Below are 20,976 nucleotides of genomic sequence, written 5' to 3'. Positions count from 1 at the left end.
CCACTACTTTCTATTTGCAAAATAATCGTTAAATTCTTTTTTTGCATCTTCAACTTTTTCAGGATGTTCCATCAGTTCGCATATAGAAGCAGCCATTACTTTGCTGGCATAAAGCATTCCCTTATGTCCCAGGCTGCTTCCGCTGGTCGATGTAGCTTGCCAAGTATGCATAGGCATACCGATTGGATTTGTTGCGGCAAAAAACATAGCCGTCGGTATCTGCCAGCTCACATTGCCTACATCAGAGGCTGGTTTGTAACTGATTCGATCTTGTTTCGCCACGCCCCGATGCATACTGCCCTGGGTCTCCACAATGCCATAGTAGGACTTCGTTCTTTCAATCGGAAAGTCCCCGATGGTTTCTGCCAGGGTATCAGCAAATTCAATTTCCTCCATCGTGTATTCAGGTCTTGGAATTTCTACCATGTTTTGATACACGATATCTCCCAATGTCTCGTTGTACAAATTGCTGTAGTATTCTCCTGTGATTTCCTGCTTCACTGTGGTTCCACTCATAAGCGCCGCGCCTTCTGCGATTTTGCCGATTCGCTCAACCAGAGTTTTGCACTGATGTGTATTGTCTGCTCTGAGGGCATATGAGATTTCTGTAGTTTCTGGAAGAACATTAGAAGTTTCCGCACCCTTCGTCACACAATACTCTATAATATAATCGTCATTCAAATGTGCTCTCAAATACTGTACACCGATATTGAGCAGTTCCATCGCTGATACAGCATTGCCTCCCAGTTCTCTATCCGCCGCTATATACGATGTAGTACCTTTAAAGGTAAAATTCACATCATATATGGAGCGGAACGTCTCTTTCGTAATTTTGTTTACACTTTCAGGGTGCCAGCTGAAACAGCAGTCAACGCCGTCAAAGGTATTTGCACTGAGCATCAGTTTCTTTCCTCCGAACCGCTCTTCCGCTGGACAGCCAAAATATTTAATGGTTCCATTGAGAATGCCTTTTTCAATCAGTTCCTTTATTGCAATGGCCGCAGCGATACAGCCGACACCGATTAAGTTATGGCCGCATCCATGTCCTGGACCACCTGCTTCGATCGCTTCTCTCTGAGCTGTCGCTTTTTGTGAAAGTCCTGGCAGTGCATCGTATTCACCTAAAAGTCCAATCACAGGTTTACCGCTGCCGAATTCTGCAGTAAACGCTGTGGCCAGACCATTGACACTGCTGATTTTAAACCCATTAGCGGCCAGATAATCCATTTGCAAGGAACTTGCATAGACTTCTTCCAGCGCCAATTCTGGCTTTTCCCAGATTTTTTCTGCCAAATCGATAAATTCTTCTGCTCTGCCTTCGATGAGTGAGCTTATATTTTTCTTATCCATAGATTCCTCCAATTTAATCAAATACTGTATGCGCATGTCTTGCTTTGATTACCCATATAATAAGCAAATCCCGTGCCAACTAAAAAAGACCAATTTAACCAGTATTTTCTGATAAATCGATCTTTTACATCAACACAAAACGGATAAAACTGTATTTTTATCCGTTTAAATTCTGTTTTTCTTATATACCTCTATCCCTTTTTTCGTAAGCTTAATACCTCCCCTGCCTTTGGTAATGCAGATATAGTCTTTTTCGCTCATGATTTTGAGTATTCTCTTCAGATGGTGCTCTGTCAGCTCTATCTTTTTTTCTACCGCTGTACGCAGAATTCGTTCTCTGCCTATAGGTTGATAGTAGAGAGTCTCCAGCAGAAAGCTGACAATTCTCTGGTCAGAATAGGTCAGGCCTTCTTCGGGTTCCTGCTCTATGAAAAAGTCACTCTGGAAGTTTAAATATTCCTCTGGCAATGACTCAGCTTTAATGAGGTCGTCACTCATAAATGCCATATAGTCTACACAGTTTTTCAGTTCTCGCAAGTTTCCTTCCCATGGGCAACTCTTCAAAATAGAAAGTACTTCTGGAGATACCTTTTTATAACCATAGTGGCCTTCCTCCAAAAAATACTGAATCAAAAGTTCTAAGTCGTCAATTCGTTCCCTGAGAGCTGGAATATTTACCGTAAAAGTGTTCAGCCTGTAGTACAAATCCTTTCTGAACTTCTCCTGCTCAATCATTTTTTTCAAATCTTTATTGGTCGCGGAGATGATGCGCACATCTACATGGACGCTCTCTTCTCCACCAATCTTGCGCACTTCTTTTTCCTGAAGCACGCGGAGCAGCTTTGCCTGAATGCTGAGCGGTGCATCACCGATTTCATCTAAGAATACGGTTCCACCATCGGCCAGTTCAAAGATGCCTTTCTTTCCGTTTTTCAGCGCACCGGTAAAGGTTCCCGGTTCATAACCAAAGAGCTCACTCTCCAGCAAATTCTCCGGAAAGGCAGCGCAATTGACCGCGATAAATGGTTTTGATGCTCTCTGGGAATTGTTATGAATAGAGTTAGAGAATAACTCCTTTCCCGTTCCCGTCTCTCCCAGAAGCAACACGGAATTATCTGAGTAGGAGATCTGTCTGGCAATTTCGATGACTCTGCTGATAGCAGGACTTTTACCTCTGATATCGTCAAAAGTAAACCTGGCTTTCATCTTCTGTTCTGGCAGCCGTCTGCCCTCACGGTCCACTTCTATAAAAATCACAGTAAAAAACTTATATCCATAGAACTGGACAATTCTCTTTCTGATGGTAACTCTCTCTTCAACTGATTTCAAGTAGAAATCCGCATCTCGATTGTCCCCCAGCTTAGTGACAAAGCGAAAGAGCTCTCTGAATTCAAAGATCTTCTTAATATCCTGTCCGTAATACTGAGATCTGCTGATCTGAAAGAGATCGGATATATAGTCGTTGATGCCTTTGATGTGGTCTCCGTCATCCAGCACAATAACTCCCGACTCAGTGAGGAAGATGATATTATTGAGAATTTCCTCCCACTCACCTGCTACATTGCTGAATTCTATCATGGAGTAGTTGACTGGTACCATCTCTTTCTTATACTGATCCAGTCGCTTTGCCTTATCCTCATCCTCAGAATAGCAGATGTCTATAACGTGTTCGAAAATATACGGATGGATCTTTCTAATACCCAGGTTGATTACTCGTTTTACTGCATCTGTCTGCTCAAAGTTCTCTATAAAGGTAACTGCATAATCGTATTCACCTGGCAGAATCTTTTTGTCCTCTTCTTCTGAATAGGCCACATAACTCAGCGGTGTTTCAATATTCTGTTTAAACTGAGAAATACAGTCATAGGCGATTTCCTTTGTCGAATTGACCACAAGCACCTTTGAACCGGCGGGGAGATCACTGATCTGTCTGAACTGCTCTTTGCTGAAAGTGCCGCTCATGTGCACAATCTCCGCGCTGTCATTGACCAGTTTTCGTTTTATGGACTGAAGTAAAAAGTAGGACGTCGTCAGTATGATGTCGCCTTGAATTGCCAGCGGGTCATCCTCCATTGCATAACCTAAAATAGAGGCTTCTTCTCCAAAGAAGCCTCTAATCTGCTGCATATACGCATTTAACGCAATCTGCTTGATCGTCACTACTGTAATCTTTTTCATTAAATTTCCTCCATGAATTGGAGTTTTATGTTTAATATGGTGAAGTTCTGTCTATCTCCAGAACTTTGCTCTGATTTTAGCAAACTCCTCACTTGTAATTTCATTAAATAACATTCTCCTCACCTCCGGACTGTTCTTTTCCAGAAAATCCTTGAGAACGTCCTCTCGTCAGCGGCTGGAGGAGTGAGCAAAGTGAACGTTGGGCTTCACTTAGAATCAGGAACTTCCTGTCGTTAATAAATCCCAGGTCATTTTTTAGGCCAGCATATACTGACTCTTCTAAAGTAGAGAATTCCACCTCCGTATCCAGTCCGTAATCTGACCTTGTTAACATGGATGTATGGGGAATACAAGAGTATCTCAGAAAAAATCACTTTCTACAGATGGCAACACTTCATCGGCGTAAAACGGATACCGTCAGATATCTGCTCGCTGTCCAGCTCCACAAAACCCAAGCGGCGATAAATTTCAACTGCATAGGGCGATGAATTTACCGTCAAATGCCCAGAACTATTGTCGCCAACCGCAAGGTGAAACAGACGTTTCCCGATGCCTCTGCCATGATATTTTCCATCCACGAAAAAAAGTGCAATGTGATTGCCATTGCTGCGAGTGGCAAGGATACCGAGCAGACGCCCTCTCTCAATAGCTCCATATATCCTCAGCCCGCGTATATATTCCTCATCGTGTATGCTCTTATAGAAAGCTTCTATTCCCTGTTGTGAGTATTCAGGAGCCTCATATTCCTGAAAGACCTGCCAGGATAAACCTATGGCTGCCTCGTATTCCTCTTTTCTCAGCTCCCGTATCTCCATTGATTTATTCTCCTTTTTTAAATTCCGTTTTTATCTTATCAAGCAATTTGGGTGATGTCAATACCTCCGCGCCGGTCAGCGCCAAAGCTTCCGCCCCCAGTTTAACAGCCCGGTCTCCCGCTGCTGTCATAGTTGCGTCTGCAAACTCTTTTGAATGCAGCTGATAGGATGGACAATCGAGACCAATCCACGGATGAATAGATGGAACGACATAACTGACATCGCCCATATCCGTTGATCCAGTGCTGTCGATATGGGGCATTTCTCCGCCGCCCAGGCCTTCGTAATATTGATTAAATACTGCAGAAAGAGTCTCATTGGTCACCATATCTTTGTTCGCTGGTTCATTTCTCCAAATCTTATAGGTCGCACCTACCGCTTTCGCTGCCCCTTCCGCACATCGTTCAAACATGCCGCGAATCTGCTCGATCGTCTCCATATCTTTTGCTCTTACTAAATATTTTACTGCAGCGTGATCTGGAATCACACTGCATTTTTCACCGCCGTCGGCAAAGACGCCGTAAATATTGGTGTCTTTTAAATATTGCTTTTCAAAGCCAATCAACGAGTAAAAGTGAACAGCTGCATCCAAAGCATTGATGCCTTCTTCTGGACGGGCACCGGCATGGGAGGATTTGCCGTAAAAGTCAATCTGCCAGGAATCGATAGCTGTAGTCTTTCCACTGGCTTGATTCACTGGATTTGGATGGACGGTCATAACCACGTCCACCTCATCGAACGCACCTTCCTCCGCCAGAGGTACTTTGCTGCAGATACATTCTTCTCCCGGCGTACCAAAGAGAACTACCTTCCCGCCAGTTTCTTGTAGTATTGCTTGCAGAGCAAAGGCCGCACCCATGGGTGCTGTGGCGATGATGTTATGGCCGCAGCCGTGACCCATACCGGGCAGCGCATCAAATTCTGCGGTCAGGCCGATGACTGGACCCGGTTTTCCACTGTCCGCTACGGCTCTAAAGCAATGATCAATTCCATGAAAATTTTCCGTCACTGCGAAGCCATGTTCTTTTAAAGTATTCGTCAAAAGGGTGTAAGCTTTTTCTTCCTCCCCACCCACTTCTGGATTTTCATAAAGATAGTTCCTGATTTCATAAAGCTCGGATAAATTATTTTCTATTGTATCTGTGATTTTCTTCTCTAATTCGCTGTTCATTTCAAGCCTCCATTATTCATTTAACAGCCTGACCATCAAATCTCCGTCTATATTGCCGCCGCTCATAACCAGGGCGATGTTTTTGCCGCCGATGCGCTCCCTGTCATCCATCACTGCAGCGACTGTAGTAGCACTGGCACCCTCCACGATGAACTTTTCTTCTTTAATCATATGTTTTACTGCTTTTCTGATGGTCGCTTCTTTTACTTCAATCAAGTCATCCGCATAGTCTTTTAAGATATCATAAGACAGCTTGCCCACACCGCCGACCAGGGCATCACAGATCGTATCTCCTGTAGTCGGATATTCCTCATAAAATACGTTATCTTCGTAGGCACGAATCATGGCAGGGCAGGCCTCGGTCTGGACACCGATAATCCTGATGTCCGGCTTAATCGCCTTCGCTGCTACTGCAATACCCGTAATCAATCCACCTCCGCCAATTGGTACGACGATGGTATCGATATCCGGATTTTGATCGAGAATTTCAACAGCGATGGTGCCCTGTCCTCCGTAAATCTTCGGATCGTCATAGTAAGCGTCGATATAGGTCATACCGTTTTCTTCGATATAAGACATTCCCATAGCATGAGCCTCGTCATAGCCGCTGCCCATGAGCATAACGTCGGCACCATAATACTTTATCTTGTCAACCTTTGCCTGGGGTGTTGTTTCCGGTACGATGACTTTTGCATTCTTTATACCCAAAAGTTTGGCTGCGTAACTGACTGATGCCCCGTGATTTCCAGAAGAGATTGTGGCGACGCCCCGCTGCCTTTCCTCCTCTGTCAAGGTTGACATCTTGTTCAGCGCCCCGCGAATTTTAAAGCTTTTGACCGTCTGGGTGGATTCCAGTTTGAAAAAGTATTTCTGTTCATCCGTCCCCAGATAGAGGGATTCCTCAAGAGGCGTCTTGTATATATACTCCTTGATTCTTTCATATGCATCGTAAACTTCCTGCGCTGTAAACGTATTGTTCATCATATTCTCCTTTCAAAAACAAAAGCACTCCGTTCCACCCCTCCATAAAATGGCCCTAACGGAGTGAAATCGGAATGCTGTATTCATCCGCACCCGGGGGTGCGAAAAGCAATCGTGTTATCTGGAATACGTATACCATGACGATTCCGCTGAATATTTAATCGACCGTCATGATTCAATGATTCTTACCTTGCGACAACGTCGTAAAGTCGTAGAATCATTATAGACGAAATTTTTCTATTCGTCAATATGATTTTGGCGTTCTGCTTTTTCGGCCTGCGATGCCGCCTCGACAGCACGTCTCCTCTCATGATGGCTATGTAACACATATCCTTGGGCTGATGGCCTTTGCCTGAATAAACCTTTTTACACAGTGGCACGGGATACCTTTAGGTCAAATTGTAGAGAAAACGTGGAAATGATACTTTCACATTTTTTCTATTATGATTCATGCAAGGCAGCTAGGCGGTACATAAAAAAACTGCCTCTTTCGAAGCAGTCTCATAAAATCCACCGAACCATTAAATTAAATTCTACCAATCAGTCTGCGTAATCCCTTGCCTTCTTGGGGGCTTAGAGTGCCAACCGTTCCACCTTGTAAAATCAAGTCAGGTCCTCCAAGGCATAAAAGCTGTCCTTTCATTTCTTCGTGACCAGAACCATTAGCCAATATGTTTCTCGTTCTTCTTATCTCTTCCCATCAGCATATCTACAGCATCCTTTGCAGAAATCCGCTCGTTGATGCACTCGTAGATGCACTCGGTGATCGGCATTTCCACGCCGACCCGCTTAGCCAGTTCATAGGCGGCTTCAGCTGTGAACATACCTTCCACGACCATGCCCACCTTCTCCACTGCTTCACTCGGTTTGATGCCTTCGCCGATCATGATGCCGCAGCGCCTGTTTCTGGAATGCATACTGGTGCAGGTTACGATCAAGTCTCCAATGCCTGTCAGTCCAGAGAAAGTTGCGATATCAGCTCCCAGTTTGACGCCCAGTCTGCACATCTCTGTGATGCCGCGGGTCATCAAAGCCGCTTTGGCATTGTCACCAAATCCAATACCGTCAGAAATGCCTGCGCCCAAGGCGATGATGTTTTTCAGCGCTCCGCCCAGTTCTACGCCGCAAACGTCATCGTTGGTGTAGACTCTGAATCGATCTGTCATGAAGACATCCTGCACGTATTCCGCCAGTTCCATGTCCTTGGAAGCCACAGCAACTGTCGTCGGCAGAGCTTTGCCCACCTCTTCCGCATGAGACGGGCCAGAAAGAACTACATATTTCACATCCGGTTTGAGTGCATAGGCGATTTCTGACAGGCGCATCAAAGTACCCTGCTCAATACCCTTTGCCACATTGACTACCACCATATCGTCTGTAAGATAAGGCAGCGCGCCCTCAAAAGCACTTCTGAAGTGCTGCGCCGGTGCAGAAAAAAGCGCCACATCTGCACCTTCTAATGCTTCCTGTTCATCATCTACGATATGTAGACGGTCGCAAAATTTTATGCCTGGCAGATATCTGACATTTTCGCGATTTGCGCGCATCTCTGCAAGATGCTCTGCGTTGACGTCACAGATTTTGACATTGTGACCTTTGTTACTTAATGTAATCGCGAGGGCTGTTCCCCAGCTGCCTGCGCCGATAACTCCTATTGTTTTCATAGTTTTTGCCTTTCTATTTTTTAAAACTCAATTTATTTTCTTCGCCCTTGATGATACGTTTGATGTTGCTCCTATGAGCATACAGCATAATCAGAGCCATGACAATACCAAACCAGAAAAAATCTCTTTCTAGAAAATAGCTGATTAGCGGAAAACTAACAGCCGCCATTACCGATCCCATAGAGACCATTCTCGTAATCAGTACTGTCAAAGCGACAATCCCCAGCGCCAATAAGGCCAGCTGCCAATTAATTGCCAGAACCGTTCCAAAGGCCACGGCTACACCTTTTCCGCCTTTAAACTTAAAGAGCAGCGGCCAGATATGACCGATAAATGCAGCCAGGGCACAGAACATGGCTGCCTGTGAGCCCGAGAGCCAGTAACCAATCTGAACAGCGACAAACCCTTTGCCGATATCGACAATCAAGGTGATGACAGCAGCCTTCTTGCCGAGAACGCGCAGCGCATTGGTGGTGCCTGCATTTCCACTGCCCTCTTTCTTAATGTCAACTCCCTTAGCCCTGCCGAGGAGGATCGACGGGGAAATATTTCCAAGGAAATAGGCGATAATAATAGCTAACACGAACTGAAATGTTTCCATTACTGTACTTTCTCTCCTTTTTCTCTAAATACAAATTTAATCGAAGTCCCCTCGAAGCCAAACCCTTCTCTGATCTTATTTTCCAGATATCTGGCATACGAAAAGTGCATCAAATCTCGTTTATTGATCTGGAAAGAAAACAATGGCGGTTTTACTCCGATCTGTGCAACGTAATATATTTTTAAACGTCTGCCCTTATCCGACGGCGGCTGTTTCATCATGGTCGCATCAGTAATCAAACTGTTCAGCTGTCCTGTCGGTACTCTCATAGCGCGTTTCTCCGCTACATATTTTGTCATTTTGATCACATCAAAGACTCTCTGTTTGTCTTTGACAGAAATAAACACCGATGGGGCATAGGACATGAACTGCAATTCAGCTTCAATCACCCGCTTGAAATCCCTCATAGTGTTGGTTTCTTTTGCAATCAAATCCCACTTGTTCACGACGACAACGATGCCTTTGCCCGCTTCGTGGGCAACACCGGCAATCTTCTTGTCCTGATCTGTAATGCCTTCTTCTGCGTCAATCATCAAGAGGCAGACGTCACACCGTTCGATGGCAGCAATCGCTCTGATGACGCTGTATCGTTCGATATCTTCATTGACTTTGCTCTTTCTTCTGATTCCAGCAGTGTCAATCAGGATATATTCATCTCCTCCCCATTCAAAAGGTGAGTCGATGGAATCGCGGGTCGTCCCTGCAATTGGCGATACGATCACTCTGTTCTCTCCAAGCAGTGTATTAATCAACGACGATTTCCCCACATTCGGTTTGCCGATGACGGCGACTTTGATGGAATCTTCATCATCATCCCCTGCACCATCAGGAAAACTCTCCACGATTTCGTCGAGAACATCGCCGAAGTTCAGCATATTTGCAGCCGAAATGGCAATGGGCTCTCCGATGCCCAGTTCATAAAAATCATAGAAATCGACAGGAAGATTGCCGGGATTGTCCACTTTGTTAACCAGCAGAATCACCTTTTTCCCCGTCCTGCGAAGCATATTGCCCACTTCCTGATCGGCGTGGGTCATGCCGTCTTTTCCATCTACCATGAATAAGATGACGTCAGCCATGTCCATCGCGATCTGCGCCTGCTCTCTCATCTGTGAGAGAATCACATCCTCGCTGTCTGGCTCAATGCCGCCTGTATCAATCAGCGCAAAGTGAATTCCATTCCACTCTGCCTCGGCATAAATTCTGTCTCTTGTAACGCCTGGGGTATCTTCGACAATAGAAACCCTTCTGCCGACCACCTTGTTAAAGAAAGTGGATTTTCCCACATTTGGTCTGCCGACTACGGCTACGATTGGTTTACTCACTCAAAAATACCTCCTGCAAATTCTAACGGATCAAATTCTTTCAAATCGTCCATTTTTTCTCCTACACCGATATATTTAATCGGCATATCAAACTCGTCAGCTATGGTGATAGCAATGCCGCCTTTCGCGGTACCATCCAGCTTCGTCAGCACCACGCCAGTGATTTCTGCCACTTCGTTGAATTCCTGCGCCTGTGAAACCGCATTTTTGCCAGTAGTCGCATCGAGAACCAGCAGCGTTTCTCTGGCAGCCTCCGGAAATTCTCTAGAAATCACCTTGTTCATCTTCTCCAGCTCATTCATGAGATTTTTTTTCGTCTGCAGTCTGCCGGCAGTATCACAGATGAGGACGTCCATATCTCTTGCTTTTGCAGACTGAATGGCATCAAAGATGACGGCTGACGGATCAGCGCCTTCCTGGTGTTTGATGGTGTTGACACCGATGCGCTGGCCCCAGATTTCCAGCTGTTCCCCTGCTGCCGCACGGAAGGTATCCGCCGCTGCAAGAAGTACCGTCTTGCCTTCCTGTCGGAGCTTATGGCCGATTTTGGCAATGGAAGTCGTCTTACCGCCCCCGTTAATGCCGATCATTAAAATGACAAGAGGAACATCCTGGCAAAGCTGATTTCGTTCGCCCTTGTCCATCAGTTTCGCGATCACTTTCGCCAATGCTTCTTTCACATTGGCTGGATTGGTAATGTAGTTATCTTTGATATAAGCCCTCAAATTCTCCATAATTTTCATGGTCGTGTCCATGCCGATATCTGAGGTAATCAAAATCTCTTCCAGTTCGTCCATCAAATCTTCGTCTATTTCCGGTCTGCCCATGATGGCATCTCCGATTCTTTCGGACAGCTTTCCAAAAAATCCCTTTTTTTCTTTAAATAGTGCCATTTGTATTCCTTTCTTACTGATTTCTATAGATCAAAATCGTCTCCAAGCCGCAGGCTGAGCACTTTTGAAACACCTCTTTCCGCCATGGTTACGCCATAAAGGACGTCAGCGTGTTCCATCGTCGCTTTTTGATGGGTAACCAGCGCAAATTGAATGCCGTCGAACTTTCGCAAATAATTTGCGAATCTATCGATATTGGCATCGTCCAGCGCCGCCTCCACCTCATCTAATATACAGAACGGCGTCGGCTTTGTCTTCAATACGGCGAACATCAAAGCGATGGCCGTCATGGTCTTCTCACCTCCGCTCATCAAATTGATGTTCTGTAGTTTTTTACCTGGCGGCTGCGCGATAATATCGATGCCTGACTCCAGAGGGTTATTCTCGTCTTCCATGCGAAGTTCTGCATGGCCACCGCCGAATAACTCGTGGAAAATCACCTCAAAATTCTCTACAATTTGATCAAAATTCTCTTTGAACTTGGTTTTGATGGTGGTATCCATATCCTTAATGATGGTCTTAAGCTCTTCCGTAGCCGTCAGAATATCATCTCTCTGTTCTGTCAGGAACTTGTATCTCTCGCTGACAGACTCATACTCTTTGATGGCGCCCACATTGACTTCACCCAGCTCTCTGATTCTATTTCTGATGTCACGGCTTTCCTTTATCGATGTCGACATGACAAAATCTTCTTTTTTCAAATCCAGCGCCTGTGCATAAGAAATCTCAAAATCCTCCCACAATCGTTCCTTGTGGGTATCCAGTTGCGTCTCATTCTTGGCAAGTTTGATCTCTAACTGATATTTCTGATCCTGATAAGCGTTCAGATTTGCACCTGCCGCCTCTTGCTCTTTTGTTATGACGCTTATTCGCTCATTTAAGCTGCCTCTTTCGCTTGCAACTTCCTCGATGTAACTTTCTGTAGATTTCTTTTCCTCCATCAGCAGTTGCACATCTTTTTCGCTGTCGTCGCTGCCAAAGAGAATCTGATTTTTTTCTTCATCCAGTCTGGTCAGCTGTCTCTTTTTCTCTTCTATCTGGAACTGGTAGTCTTCTGCCGTCTCTTCTATCCGCGAAAGGAGGTTTTCGACATTGGCCTTTTTGCTCTCCCAGTCGTTTACGGCAATTCTCGTTTTGGTAATCTCCTCGCTGGCACGCTCGACAGTGTCCCTCATGGTCTCGTAGTTATTCATGTCCGAGTCCAGGGCAGCATTGGTCGTTACGATTGCGTTTTCTGCATCGGCGATTTCCATTTTAAAAGATGCGATCATATTATCTGCATCGGCCATCTCCTTGTCGATGGATGCCAGTTCCCGATCATATTTTTTGCTGCTGAACTGAATATCATACAGGGTATCCCTCAGGGCAGAAATCGTACTGTCCAAAGCTGCAAGCGCGATTTCTTTCTCACGTTTCTCTGCTTCCAGATCAAGCTTTACCTCTCTGATTTCGTCTAACCTGACTGTCGCTTTCTTTGACTGGCTGGAAGCAGCAGTCACTTCCTCGCGAAGTCTTTCAATTTCTTCCTCCAACTTGGCGATTTCACTCTTTCTCTCCAGGAGATTTGCGGTCTTATTTTTGAATTTTCCGCCAGTAATGGCACCGCTGGCGTTGATGATTTCTCCATCTAATGTCACAAAGCGAATACCGGCTCCTGCTATTTTGGACAGCCTGATAGCCGTATCCATATTGTCTACCACTGCAACTCTGCCTAATAAATAGGTGAAAATGCTGTGAAAACGAGAATCAAAGCTGACGCAGTCTACCGCCAGCCCTCTATAGCCCTTATCCCCGGAAATTCGGCTGTCTACCTTTGCGGAACTGCCTTTTACAGAGGATACTGGCAGAAATGTCAATCGGCCTGCCCGATTCTCTTTCAAGGCATTGACGGCGCGTTTGGCATTTTGATCGGTGTCACAGATGATGTTCTGCATCTGCCCGCCCAAAGCGGTCTCGATAGCTATTTCAAAGCCGCTGGGAACCTCCATCAACTCAGCTACTACACCTTCAATACCTGAAATATCCGATTTCATTATGTATTTAACAGCATAGTTATATCCTTCATAGTTATTCTCCATCTCTTCGATGGTTTTCTTTCTAGAGGTTTTCTGTCCGCCCTGCAGTTTTAAATCCTCTAAAGTAAGCCGCAGGTTCCGCTGCTGTTCGGTCAGCGCCTCCTGCTCCTGGTTCAGGACCGACAGCCGCTTCACCAAATCCTGCAGCGCAAGCTGCAGTTGTTTCTGTTCCTCTTCGTTGCTCTGCAGCATCTTTTCATTGTCAGCACTGTTCTTTTCTGCATTAGACGAATCTTCCGAAAGCTGCGCTTTTCTTTTTGTCAGAGTCTCTTTGATGCTCTCATAACTTTTGACTTCGCTGTTCTTAGCGGATATTTTGTTATGTAGTTCAAAGAGCTTCTCTTTGCTGCTATCAATGGCTTCCGCAGTCTCGGAAGCTTCTTTTGTAATTTCGCTGTGATGATGGATCTTATCTTGCAGTTCTGCCGATGCCGCAGCGTGTTTTGCAAGAATTTCACTTTTTGTCTTTTTCAGCTCATCTCTGTTTGCTGTTTCTTTTTTCAGCTTGTCCGTCAGTGTTTCTGCCTCAGCCTGCAGCCTGCCACTGTCTTTTTCTATACTGGAAAGTCTCTCTTCATTAAGCTGATTCTGATTGGTCAGGGTATTGATTTTTTCTACGATTTCCAGAAGCTTGTCCCTAGCTTCGTTTCCAAGGCGCTCCAGGCTCTCATTTTTTTCTCTGGCAGCGCTTACTTCTTCATCGACGGTTCTCTTGGAGGCTGTTATTGAAGCAATCTCCTTTTCCAGCTGAGAAATGTCATTCCGAAATGCTTCGTTTCTCTGGTTGATGTTTTCTATATTCTTCAGAGTTATGTTGATTTCTAATTCTCTGTAACGGTCCTTCAGTTCTAAGTATTCCTTTGCCTTGGTGCTGTCCTCCCGCAGTCCATCGATTCGCCCTTCGATTTCAGCGATAATATCTCTGACTCTCTCCAAGTTATTGTTGGTGGAATCCAGCTTTCTCTCGGCTTCCGCCTTTTTACTTTTATACATGACAACGCCGGCAGCTTCTTCAAAGATTTCTCTTCTGCTCTCCGGCTTGTTACTTACGATATCTGAAATTTTTCCCTGTCCGATTAAGGAGTACCCATCTACCCCAATACCAGTATCCATAATCAGTTCTCTGATGTCCCGAAGTCTGCACTGGTTGTTATTGATCAGGTATTCACTTTCGCCTGACCGGTACATTCTCCTCGTAATGGCCACTTCGTTGTAGTCGATATCAAGAATTCCCGTCGAATTATCGATGACCAGCGTCACTTCGGCCATGCCGCGGGATTTTCTGTTGGCAGTACCTGCAAAGATAACTTCTTCCATTTTGCCGCCGCGAAGCGCCTTCGGGCTCTGTTCCCCAAGCACCCAGCGGATGGCATCACTGATGTTGCTCTTTCCGCTGCCATTGGGTCCGACAATGCAAGTGACACCTTCGTGGAACTCTATGACTACAGGCTCTGCAAAGGATTTGAAGCCGTGCATCTCCAGTCTCTTAAAATACATTCTATTTGATTCCTCCCTCTAGGGTTGCTCTCGCAGCGTTTTGTTCGGCCTCTTTTTTGCTTTTTCCGCTGCCATTTCCCAAAGTCTTGCCATTGCACACCAGATGTACATAGAACGTCTTATCGTGGTCCGGGCCTTCTTCCCTATCCAAATGATAGGAGATAGAAGTCTTCTGCCCTCTCTTCTGCAGGGCTTCCTGCACCTGGGTCTTGTAATCAGTAAATAATTTCCCGGCCAGTGCGTCAACCACCGTGGATTCAAATTCTCTTGAAACAAAGCGGGCGGCTTCGTCGTACCCGCCGTCAAGGTATATAGCGCCAATGACAGCTTCTACCGCGTCAGCCATGATGGATTCTCTGTGTCTTCCGCCAGAATGCTCTTCACCTTTTCCCATGTTCAGATATTCTCCAATTCCGAGTTTTTGGGCAACGGTAGCCAAAGATTTTTCGCAGACAATCAGCGCCCTTGTCTTTGTCAATTTTCCCTCGTCAACCTTCTCCAAACGCTTATATAACTCAACACTGATGATTGCATCAAAAAAAGCATCACCTAAGAATTCCAATCTTTCGTTATTGTCTCTCGTTTCCACTGCATGTTCTCTGCAAAATGAACTGTGAGTAAGAGCCTTGTCCAGCAAAGCTTTATTTTTGAAAGTGTAGTCTATTACTTTTTCAAATTCACCGTTATTCACTAATCAAAATCTCCTCAATTTCTAAAACTGAATTTTGTATGGTATCAACGACATTTCCTTCCACATACGGAATGGCTTTGATAATCGTCTGTTTAACCGCCAGTGCATCGGAAGATCCGTGCATCTTGAGCATAGCCCCTTTGACGCCTAAAAGCGGCGCGCCACCGTACTCTGCATAGTTAAATTCTTTTTTGATCCCAGAAAGCTGGTCCTTTAAAAGCATGGCACCCAGCTTTGATTTGGTATTGGAGAGAAATCTTCTCTTCATTTCCCTGAGTACCATCAATCCCATACCTTCCGTCAACTTGATAATGGCATTCCCTGTGAATCCATCTGTTACGATGACGTCGCAGGCTCCATTGGGAAGTTCTCTCGCCTCGACACTGCCAATGAAATTCAGGTCGCTCTTTTCAATCAACTCGTAGGCGGCTTTGGTAAGGGTCGTACCTTTTCCTTCTTCCGTTCCATTGTTGACAAGTCCTACCGTCGGATTCTTCCGGCCGATCACTTTCTCCATATATATACTGCCCATCGTAGCAAATTCAAACAGATTATTTGGTTTGCATTCGGCATTGGCTCCTGTGTCTACAAGCAGAGAAGGTTCTTTTCCGATGACAGGATAAACCGTAGCAAGCGTCGGTCTGTCGATGCCCTGGATTCTTCCCAGGATAAAGAGTCCGCCTGCCAGCAGTGCACCGGTGCTGCCTGCCGATAAAAATACGTCTGCTTCGCCTTTTTTGACCATGTTCAGACCTTTGACAATGGACGATTCTTTTTTCGTTCTTACAGCCTTTACGGGCGCTTCGTCATTGGTAATGACTTCTTCTGCACCGATGACAGCAATCTGACTGCCATGATAGCCGTGTTTTTCGAGACTCTTTGTTATGATATCCTCTTTTCCGATTATCATGATATCATCTTTGATTTCTTTTGCTGCTGCGATAGCGCCTGCAACAATTTCGTCAGGAGCGTTATCGCCACCCATACCATCTATTAAAATTTTCATATCAGATCCTCCAATGGATTTCGTCGTATCGTAAAGTTGTCCCAAAACTTGTTTGGGTTATATTTTGCCATATTAATCGTGCTTATACACAGTTATTTTAACATAATTCCCCAGCATATGCAATTATCATAGACGATTCTCTTTTTCGACAACTTGTTGCAAAGAACGGTATAAAACCTTCGTCTCTATTGGTTTTGCAATATGCCCATTCATACCTGCTGAATACGCCTTTGCAACGTCTTCACTGAACGCATTGGCAGTCATGGCATATATTTGTATGTCCTCTGCCTGTGGATGATTCGATTTTCGAATCGCCTCTGCGGCCGCATATCCGTTCATGACTGGCATCTGAATATCCATCAGAATTGCCGCAAAGGTTCCAGCAGCAGCGCTCTCAAAGAGTTCCACCGCTTCTTTTCCATTGTGCGCGCGTACTGCTTTCATATTCACCATAGAAAGCAGTTCCGTGGCAATTTCTGCATTCAGTTCATTATCTTCGGCCAAAATGACACAGCGTCCTCCAAAGTCATAGGTTCCAGATTTTTCATCATAGTCCAGTTTTTGTTTACCAGTCATATTGGTTAAAAGGTCATACACTGTAGACTGAAAAAGCGGTTTTGCTACGACGATATTCGCCCCTGCAGCTTTTGCTTCTGCTTCTATCTCTGATAAATCGTAAGCGGACGCAATAATAATAACCGCATCCTTGTCAAATTGACTTCTGATTTGCCTGGTGACTTCTAGTCCATTAGTGATGGGCATTTTCCAATCAATAAAACAGATATCATAACCTCTGCCCCATTGATAGGCCTGCTTCATCATAGCCAAAGCCTTTTCGCCGCTATCTGCTGTATCATATTCTACTCCCATTCTGTCTAAAACGATGCCTGTGTATTCTAAAGTTTGAACATCATCATCAATTACGAAAGCCTTTATCTTTTCAAATTTCATTTTAGGCTCGCTATTTTGGTCAATGTCAATGGAAAGAGGAATGTTTACAGTGAATTTTGTGCCTTGATTTTTGTGGGAATCAACAGAAATCGCCCCGCTCATCAAATCCAGCAGATTCTTTGTAATCGACAATCCCAAGCCGCTGCCGCCATGTTCCTGTGCAGTCAGAGGGCTTTCCTGCTCAAAGGGCTTGAATATTCTGTTCATCATATCTTGACTCATACCAATTCCTGTATCGGAAACGGTGATGGTCAGCATTGCAGACTTGTTATCGTTCTGTGCGGATTCTGCTACGGTCACTTTAATCTTGCCGCCTGACTCCGTGAATTTAAAGGCATTCGAAATCAAATTGAGCAATACTTGATTTAATCTCAGGCTGTCACCGATAAATCGTTCATGTTCCATATTGACAATCACCATTTCAAAGGCAATTCCTTTGTCTCTGCATTGGCCATAATAAACGTTTGAAATGGAGGAAAGTAATTCTTTCAAATCGAAGGATGCCCTCGACAACTTTATTTTTTTGCTTTCAATGGCGGACATATCCAAAACATCGTTGATAATATTCAGCAAAATTTTAGAGGAAGATTCAATTTTTGTCAGAGAGTCATACATCTTCTCTGGCGAACTGATATAATTTTTAGCAATGGTCGTCAATCCAACGATAGCGTTCATAGGTGTTCTGATCTCATGACTCATCTGTGAGAGAAACTGACTCTTGGCCAAATTCGCATGTTCAGCTTGGTGAACTGCCTCTGCCAGCTGAAGATTCTTCTGCTGCATGTTGCTCAAATGCTTTTGTCTTGATAAGAGGCTGTATACCAGCAGTCCTATGCAAGCCAATAAAAGAAATGTGAAAGCTGCAATTGGGAATTTGTATTGTTTCAGTACATCCGCTAATGTGGTTCGATAGACAGTTGGATCGGTATAACCTGTAATAATATGATTCTTCTCCTCTTCTGATACAGAGGTCAATGCTTTATTCAATATGGATAATAATAGAGGGTCGTTGTCTTCCTTTACGCCTATGGCGTAGGATGTAGAATAGCCGGGAATCAGTGTAGAATTCAGCCTGTTGCTGATATCCTTATTGGCGTACAGCTCTGCTGAATAGGAATAAAGATACGCTGCTTCAGCCTTTCCTTTTAAAATTGCATCGGCGCAAGCTTCACTGTCATCGCAGTAAAGGACCTTGGCATCTTTCGTTAATGGTTCACCAAATTGATCCATGAGATCCGAATTCTTTAAAACAGCAACCGTGTCTACCTGTCCGTCAAAAGACTTGCCCGTAAGCCTGGAAATATTCACCTCTAAATAAGCGCTGGACAACTTATATCCATCTCGTTCCGCTTTGTTATAGTCCATGCGGAAATCAAAACAGGTATCAGCCTCCCCTTCTGCGATCATGCGGTACCATTCTTCACGTGAATCAGGAATGACAAACTCATATTGAATTCCTGCATTTGCAAAGAGCTGATCCGCGATTTCAGGTATAATCCCTTTCATCTGGCCATCTTCTACATAAGAAACCGGCTTTCTGTCACTATTAATCAGGACTTTCAATGGTTTCTTGCTCTGTTTCAGTCGTTCTATATAGGACCGTTCTTCTGTAGTAAAGGCAATGCCGCCTGCACCGTCTGGAAGATAGTATCGATCCATTAAAACATTCTGTAGGTTGGGATTAGAGACGTTAAGCTGTTCAATGGCGTAATCCACCTGTTTTAGCAGCTCCTCGTTGCCTTTCTTGACAATGACATAAAAAGGCTCTGGATCAAACTCATCGACTACCCATTCATCTTTTAACGATCTCAAATTTGAGGCCAGCATCCCCTCTATCTCCTCACCTTTTCTAAAAGCCTGCTCTAATTGATCTGCATCGTCATATGTTACCAGATGACAGGAAAAGCCTTTCTCTTTTGCATACTTTTCAAATCCCTGGATTCGCTTTGATTCGCCTTTCATAACACCGACGCGGATACCATTAAAAGAGTCGTAATCTCCTAATGTATGTTCTTTATCATCCGCTTTGATTGTAAAAATAGTGGCTGTTGTGCCGATGGGTTCCTTTGAATAATCAAAAAATTTCTCCCGCTCCTCTGTTTTTACCGCCGAAGTCAAAAGATCTATTTCACCATTTTTCAACATTTCCAGCATTTCTGCCCAACTCTTGTCATACCCTGTATAATCGTAGACCCAGTTGGAATATTTTTTCATTTCTTGCAGATATTCATATCCGTATCCGCTTTTCTGACCATTTTTCACTTCATGATAACCCTCATAATGAAAAAAGCCTGCCTTAACTTTTCTATTGACAGACTTATCTTGCTCAGCAAAACCAGGGCTTGTCAGACAAACTAGAAGAATGGAGATCAAAATAAAAGTAAGTAAACGACAGCACATTTTTTTGGATACCATACAGCAGCTCCCCTTTTACACTTTATTCAAAAGAGCTGTCTCACGAGAGACAGCTCTTTCAAGTCTATTTCACTTTATTTCAGCATTTCCTTTATGACTGCATCGACTTTATGCGCAACTTCTCTAAAATCGTCCTCTTTATAACCTCTGGTGGTCATCGGTGCGGTTCCAATTCTGACACCGCTGGTCTCTTTTGGAGAGCGGGTTTCGTTAGGAACACAGTTCTTGTTCAATGTGATTCCTGCATCATCCAGCTTGTCCTGCAAATCTTTACCGCTGAACGGAAATTCTGATAAATCGAGAAGGAACACGTGATTATCTGTTCCTCCCGTCACAACTTTGTATCCCAATTTGAGAAACTCATCGCAGAACGCCTTGCAGTTGACAACGACCTGGTGGGCGTATTCCTTGTATTCCGGTCTCAGTGCTTCTTCTGCACAAATAGCCTTTCCGGCGATGATATGTTCTAAAGGGCCGCCTTGAGCATAAGGGAATACGGCGCTGTCGATCTTCTTTGCCAGTTCAGGTTTTCCAAAGATCAGTCCGCCTCTCGGACCTCTCAGTGTCTTGTGCGTCGTCGTCGTTACAATATCTGCATATCCGAATGGGGATGGATGTTCACCCCCTGCTACTAAACCGGCAATATGAGCCATGTCTACCATGAAATAAGCGCCTACTTCTTCTGCAATCTCAGCAAAAGCTTTGAAATCTATAATTCTGGAGTAAGCGGATGCCCCAGTAAGAATCAGCTGCGGTTTGCACTCATGGGCTTTCTTTCTGACATCTTCCATGTCGATGAAGCCTCTTTCGTCTACATCGTAGAATACCATGTCATAGAGTTTGCCGCTGAAGTTTACGGCTGACCCGTGGGTCAGATGTCCGCCATTATCCAAGCTCAGTGATAAAATTGTATCTCCTGGTTTTAAAATCGCTTTGTAGGCTGCAAAGTTTGCCTGAGAACCGCTGTGAGGCTGTACATTGACATGATAGTCTGTATCAAATACTTCTCTCCATTTAGTGCAGCAGTATTCTTCTAATTCATCGACATACTTTGTTCCGCCATAATATCTGCTAGTATTTCCTGATGTCCTTACATAAGGATAGCCTTCGGCATATTTCCAAGACAGACAGCTTCCGCAAGCTGCCAACACCGCCTCTGAGCAATAGTTTTCTGAAGCGATCAATTCAATATTGTCTTTTTGTCTGTTATATTCTTTTTCAATCAATTCTCCCACGATTGGAGAAGCCTTTTTGATAAACTGGTAATTTTCCACATTGTATGTGCTGTTATCTGTAGCATCTTTGTTAAACATTTATCCACTTCCTTTACAGTTCCTATCTTTGCGGCAACGCCGTCAGATGA

At 44.5% G+C, this 20,976-nt stretch carries 14 protein-coding genes; all 14 read right to left on the bottom strand.

The features are described from left to right. Nucleotides 1-3 precede the first annotated feature (3 nt). A complete protein-coding gene (locus tag ACMQ5W_RS15855) occupies nt 4-1,350 on the bottom strand; it encodes an amidohydrolase (RefSeq protein ID WP_419026016.1) in 1,347 nt (448 codons plus the stop codon). Nucleotides 1,351-1,515: 165 nt separating this feature from the next. Further along, nucleotides 1,516-3,528, bottom strand: coding sequence for a sigma-54 interaction domain-containing protein (locus ACMQ5W_RS15850; protein WP_419026015.1), 2,013 nt, complete (start codon nt 3,526-3,528; stop codon nt 1,516-1,518). A 377-nt stretch (nt 3,529-3,905) separates the two neighbouring features. After that, nucleotides 3,906-4,343, bottom strand: coding sequence for a GNAT family N-acetyltransferase (locus tag ACMQ5W_RS15845; protein WP_419026014.1), 438 nt, complete (start codon nt 4,341-4,343; stop codon nt 3,906-3,908). Between the two features lie 4 nt (nt 4,344-4,347). Continuing rightward, complete coding sequence (locus ACMQ5W_RS15840; protein ID WP_419026013.1) at nt 4,348-5,514, bottom strand: amidohydrolase; 1,167 nt, start codon at nt 5,512-5,514, stop codon at nt 4,348-4,350. Nucleotides 5,515-5,526: 12 nt separating this feature from the next. Next, nucleotides 5,527-6,498 (bottom strand): threonine ammonia-lyase, encoded by a 972-nt coding sequence (locus tag ACMQ5W_RS15835; RefSeq protein ID WP_419026012.1) that lies wholly within the window; start codon nt 6,496-6,498, stop codon nt 5,527-5,529. A 659-nt stretch (nt 6,499-7,157) separates the two neighbouring features. Next, nucleotides 7,158-8,159 carry an NAD(P)H-dependent glycerol-3-phosphate dehydrogenase gene (locus ACMQ5W_RS15830; RefSeq protein ID WP_419026011.1) on the bottom strand — a complete coding sequence of 334 codons (1,002 nt, stop codon included), beginning with the start codon at nt 8,157-8,159 and terminating at the stop codon, nt 7,158-7,160. A gap of 13 nt (nt 8,160-8,172) precedes the next feature. After that, nucleotides 8,173-8,760 carry a glycerol-3-phosphate 1-O-acyltransferase PlsY gene (plsY, locus tag ACMQ5W_RS15825; RefSeq protein WP_419026010.1) on the bottom strand — a complete coding sequence of 196 codons (588 nt, stop codon included), beginning with the start codon at nt 8,758-8,760 and terminating at the stop codon, nt 8,173-8,175. Further along, nucleotides 8,760-10,085 (bottom strand): ribosome biogenesis GTPase Der, encoded by a 1,326-nt coding sequence (gene der, locus ACMQ5W_RS15820; protein ID WP_419026009.1) that lies wholly within the window; start codon nt 10,083-10,085, stop codon nt 8,760-8,762. Before der ends, plsY begins: the two co-directional genes overlap by 1 nt. Beyond that, nucleotides 10,082-10,978, bottom strand: coding sequence for a signal recognition particle-docking protein FtsY (ftsY, locus tag ACMQ5W_RS15815; protein ID WP_419026008.1), 897 nt, complete (start codon nt 10,976-10,978; stop codon nt 10,082-10,084). The genes der and ftsY overlap by 4 nt, the downstream gene beginning before the upstream one ends. Before the next feature lie 23 nt (nt 10,979-11,001). Continuing rightward, nucleotides 11,002-14,550 (bottom strand): chromosome segregation protein SMC, encoded by a 3,549-nt coding sequence (gene smc, locus ACMQ5W_RS15810; RefSeq protein ID WP_419026007.1) that lies wholly within the window; start codon nt 14,548-14,550, stop codon nt 11,002-11,004. A gap of 1 nt (nt 14,551) precedes the next feature. Next, nucleotides 14,552-15,241: a ribonuclease III gene (gene rnc / locus ACMQ5W_RS15805; protein ID WP_148493809.1), complete on the bottom strand. Its 690-nt coding sequence runs from the start codon at nt 15,239-15,241 to the stop codon at nt 14,552-14,554. Then, a complete protein-coding gene (gene plsX, locus ACMQ5W_RS15800) occupies nt 15,234-16,247 on the bottom strand; it encodes a phosphate acyltransferase PlsX (RefSeq protein ID WP_148493811.1) in 1,014 nt (337 codons plus the stop codon). Before plsX ends, rnc begins: the two co-directional genes overlap by 8 nt. Before the next feature lie 126 nt (nt 16,248-16,373). Then, entirely contained in the window at nt 16,374-19,613 is a 3,240-nt protein-coding gene (locus ACMQ5W_RS15795) for a response regulator (RefSeq protein ID WP_419026006.1), read from the bottom strand. Nucleotides 19,614-19,687: 74 nt separating this feature from the next. Beyond that, nucleotides 19,688-20,926, bottom strand: coding sequence for a serine hydroxymethyltransferase (glyA, locus tag ACMQ5W_RS15790; RefSeq protein WP_419026005.1), 1,239 nt, complete (start codon nt 20,924-20,926; stop codon nt 19,688-19,690). Nucleotides 20,927-20,976: the final 50 nt, after the last annotated feature.

It is taken from the genome of Emergencia sp. (genome assembly GCF_048465375.1).
Lineage (GTDB): Bacteria > Bacillota > Clostridia > Peptostreptococcales > Anaerovoracaceae > Senimuribacter.
This window is presented reverse-complemented; position numbering and strand designations above follow the sequence as displayed.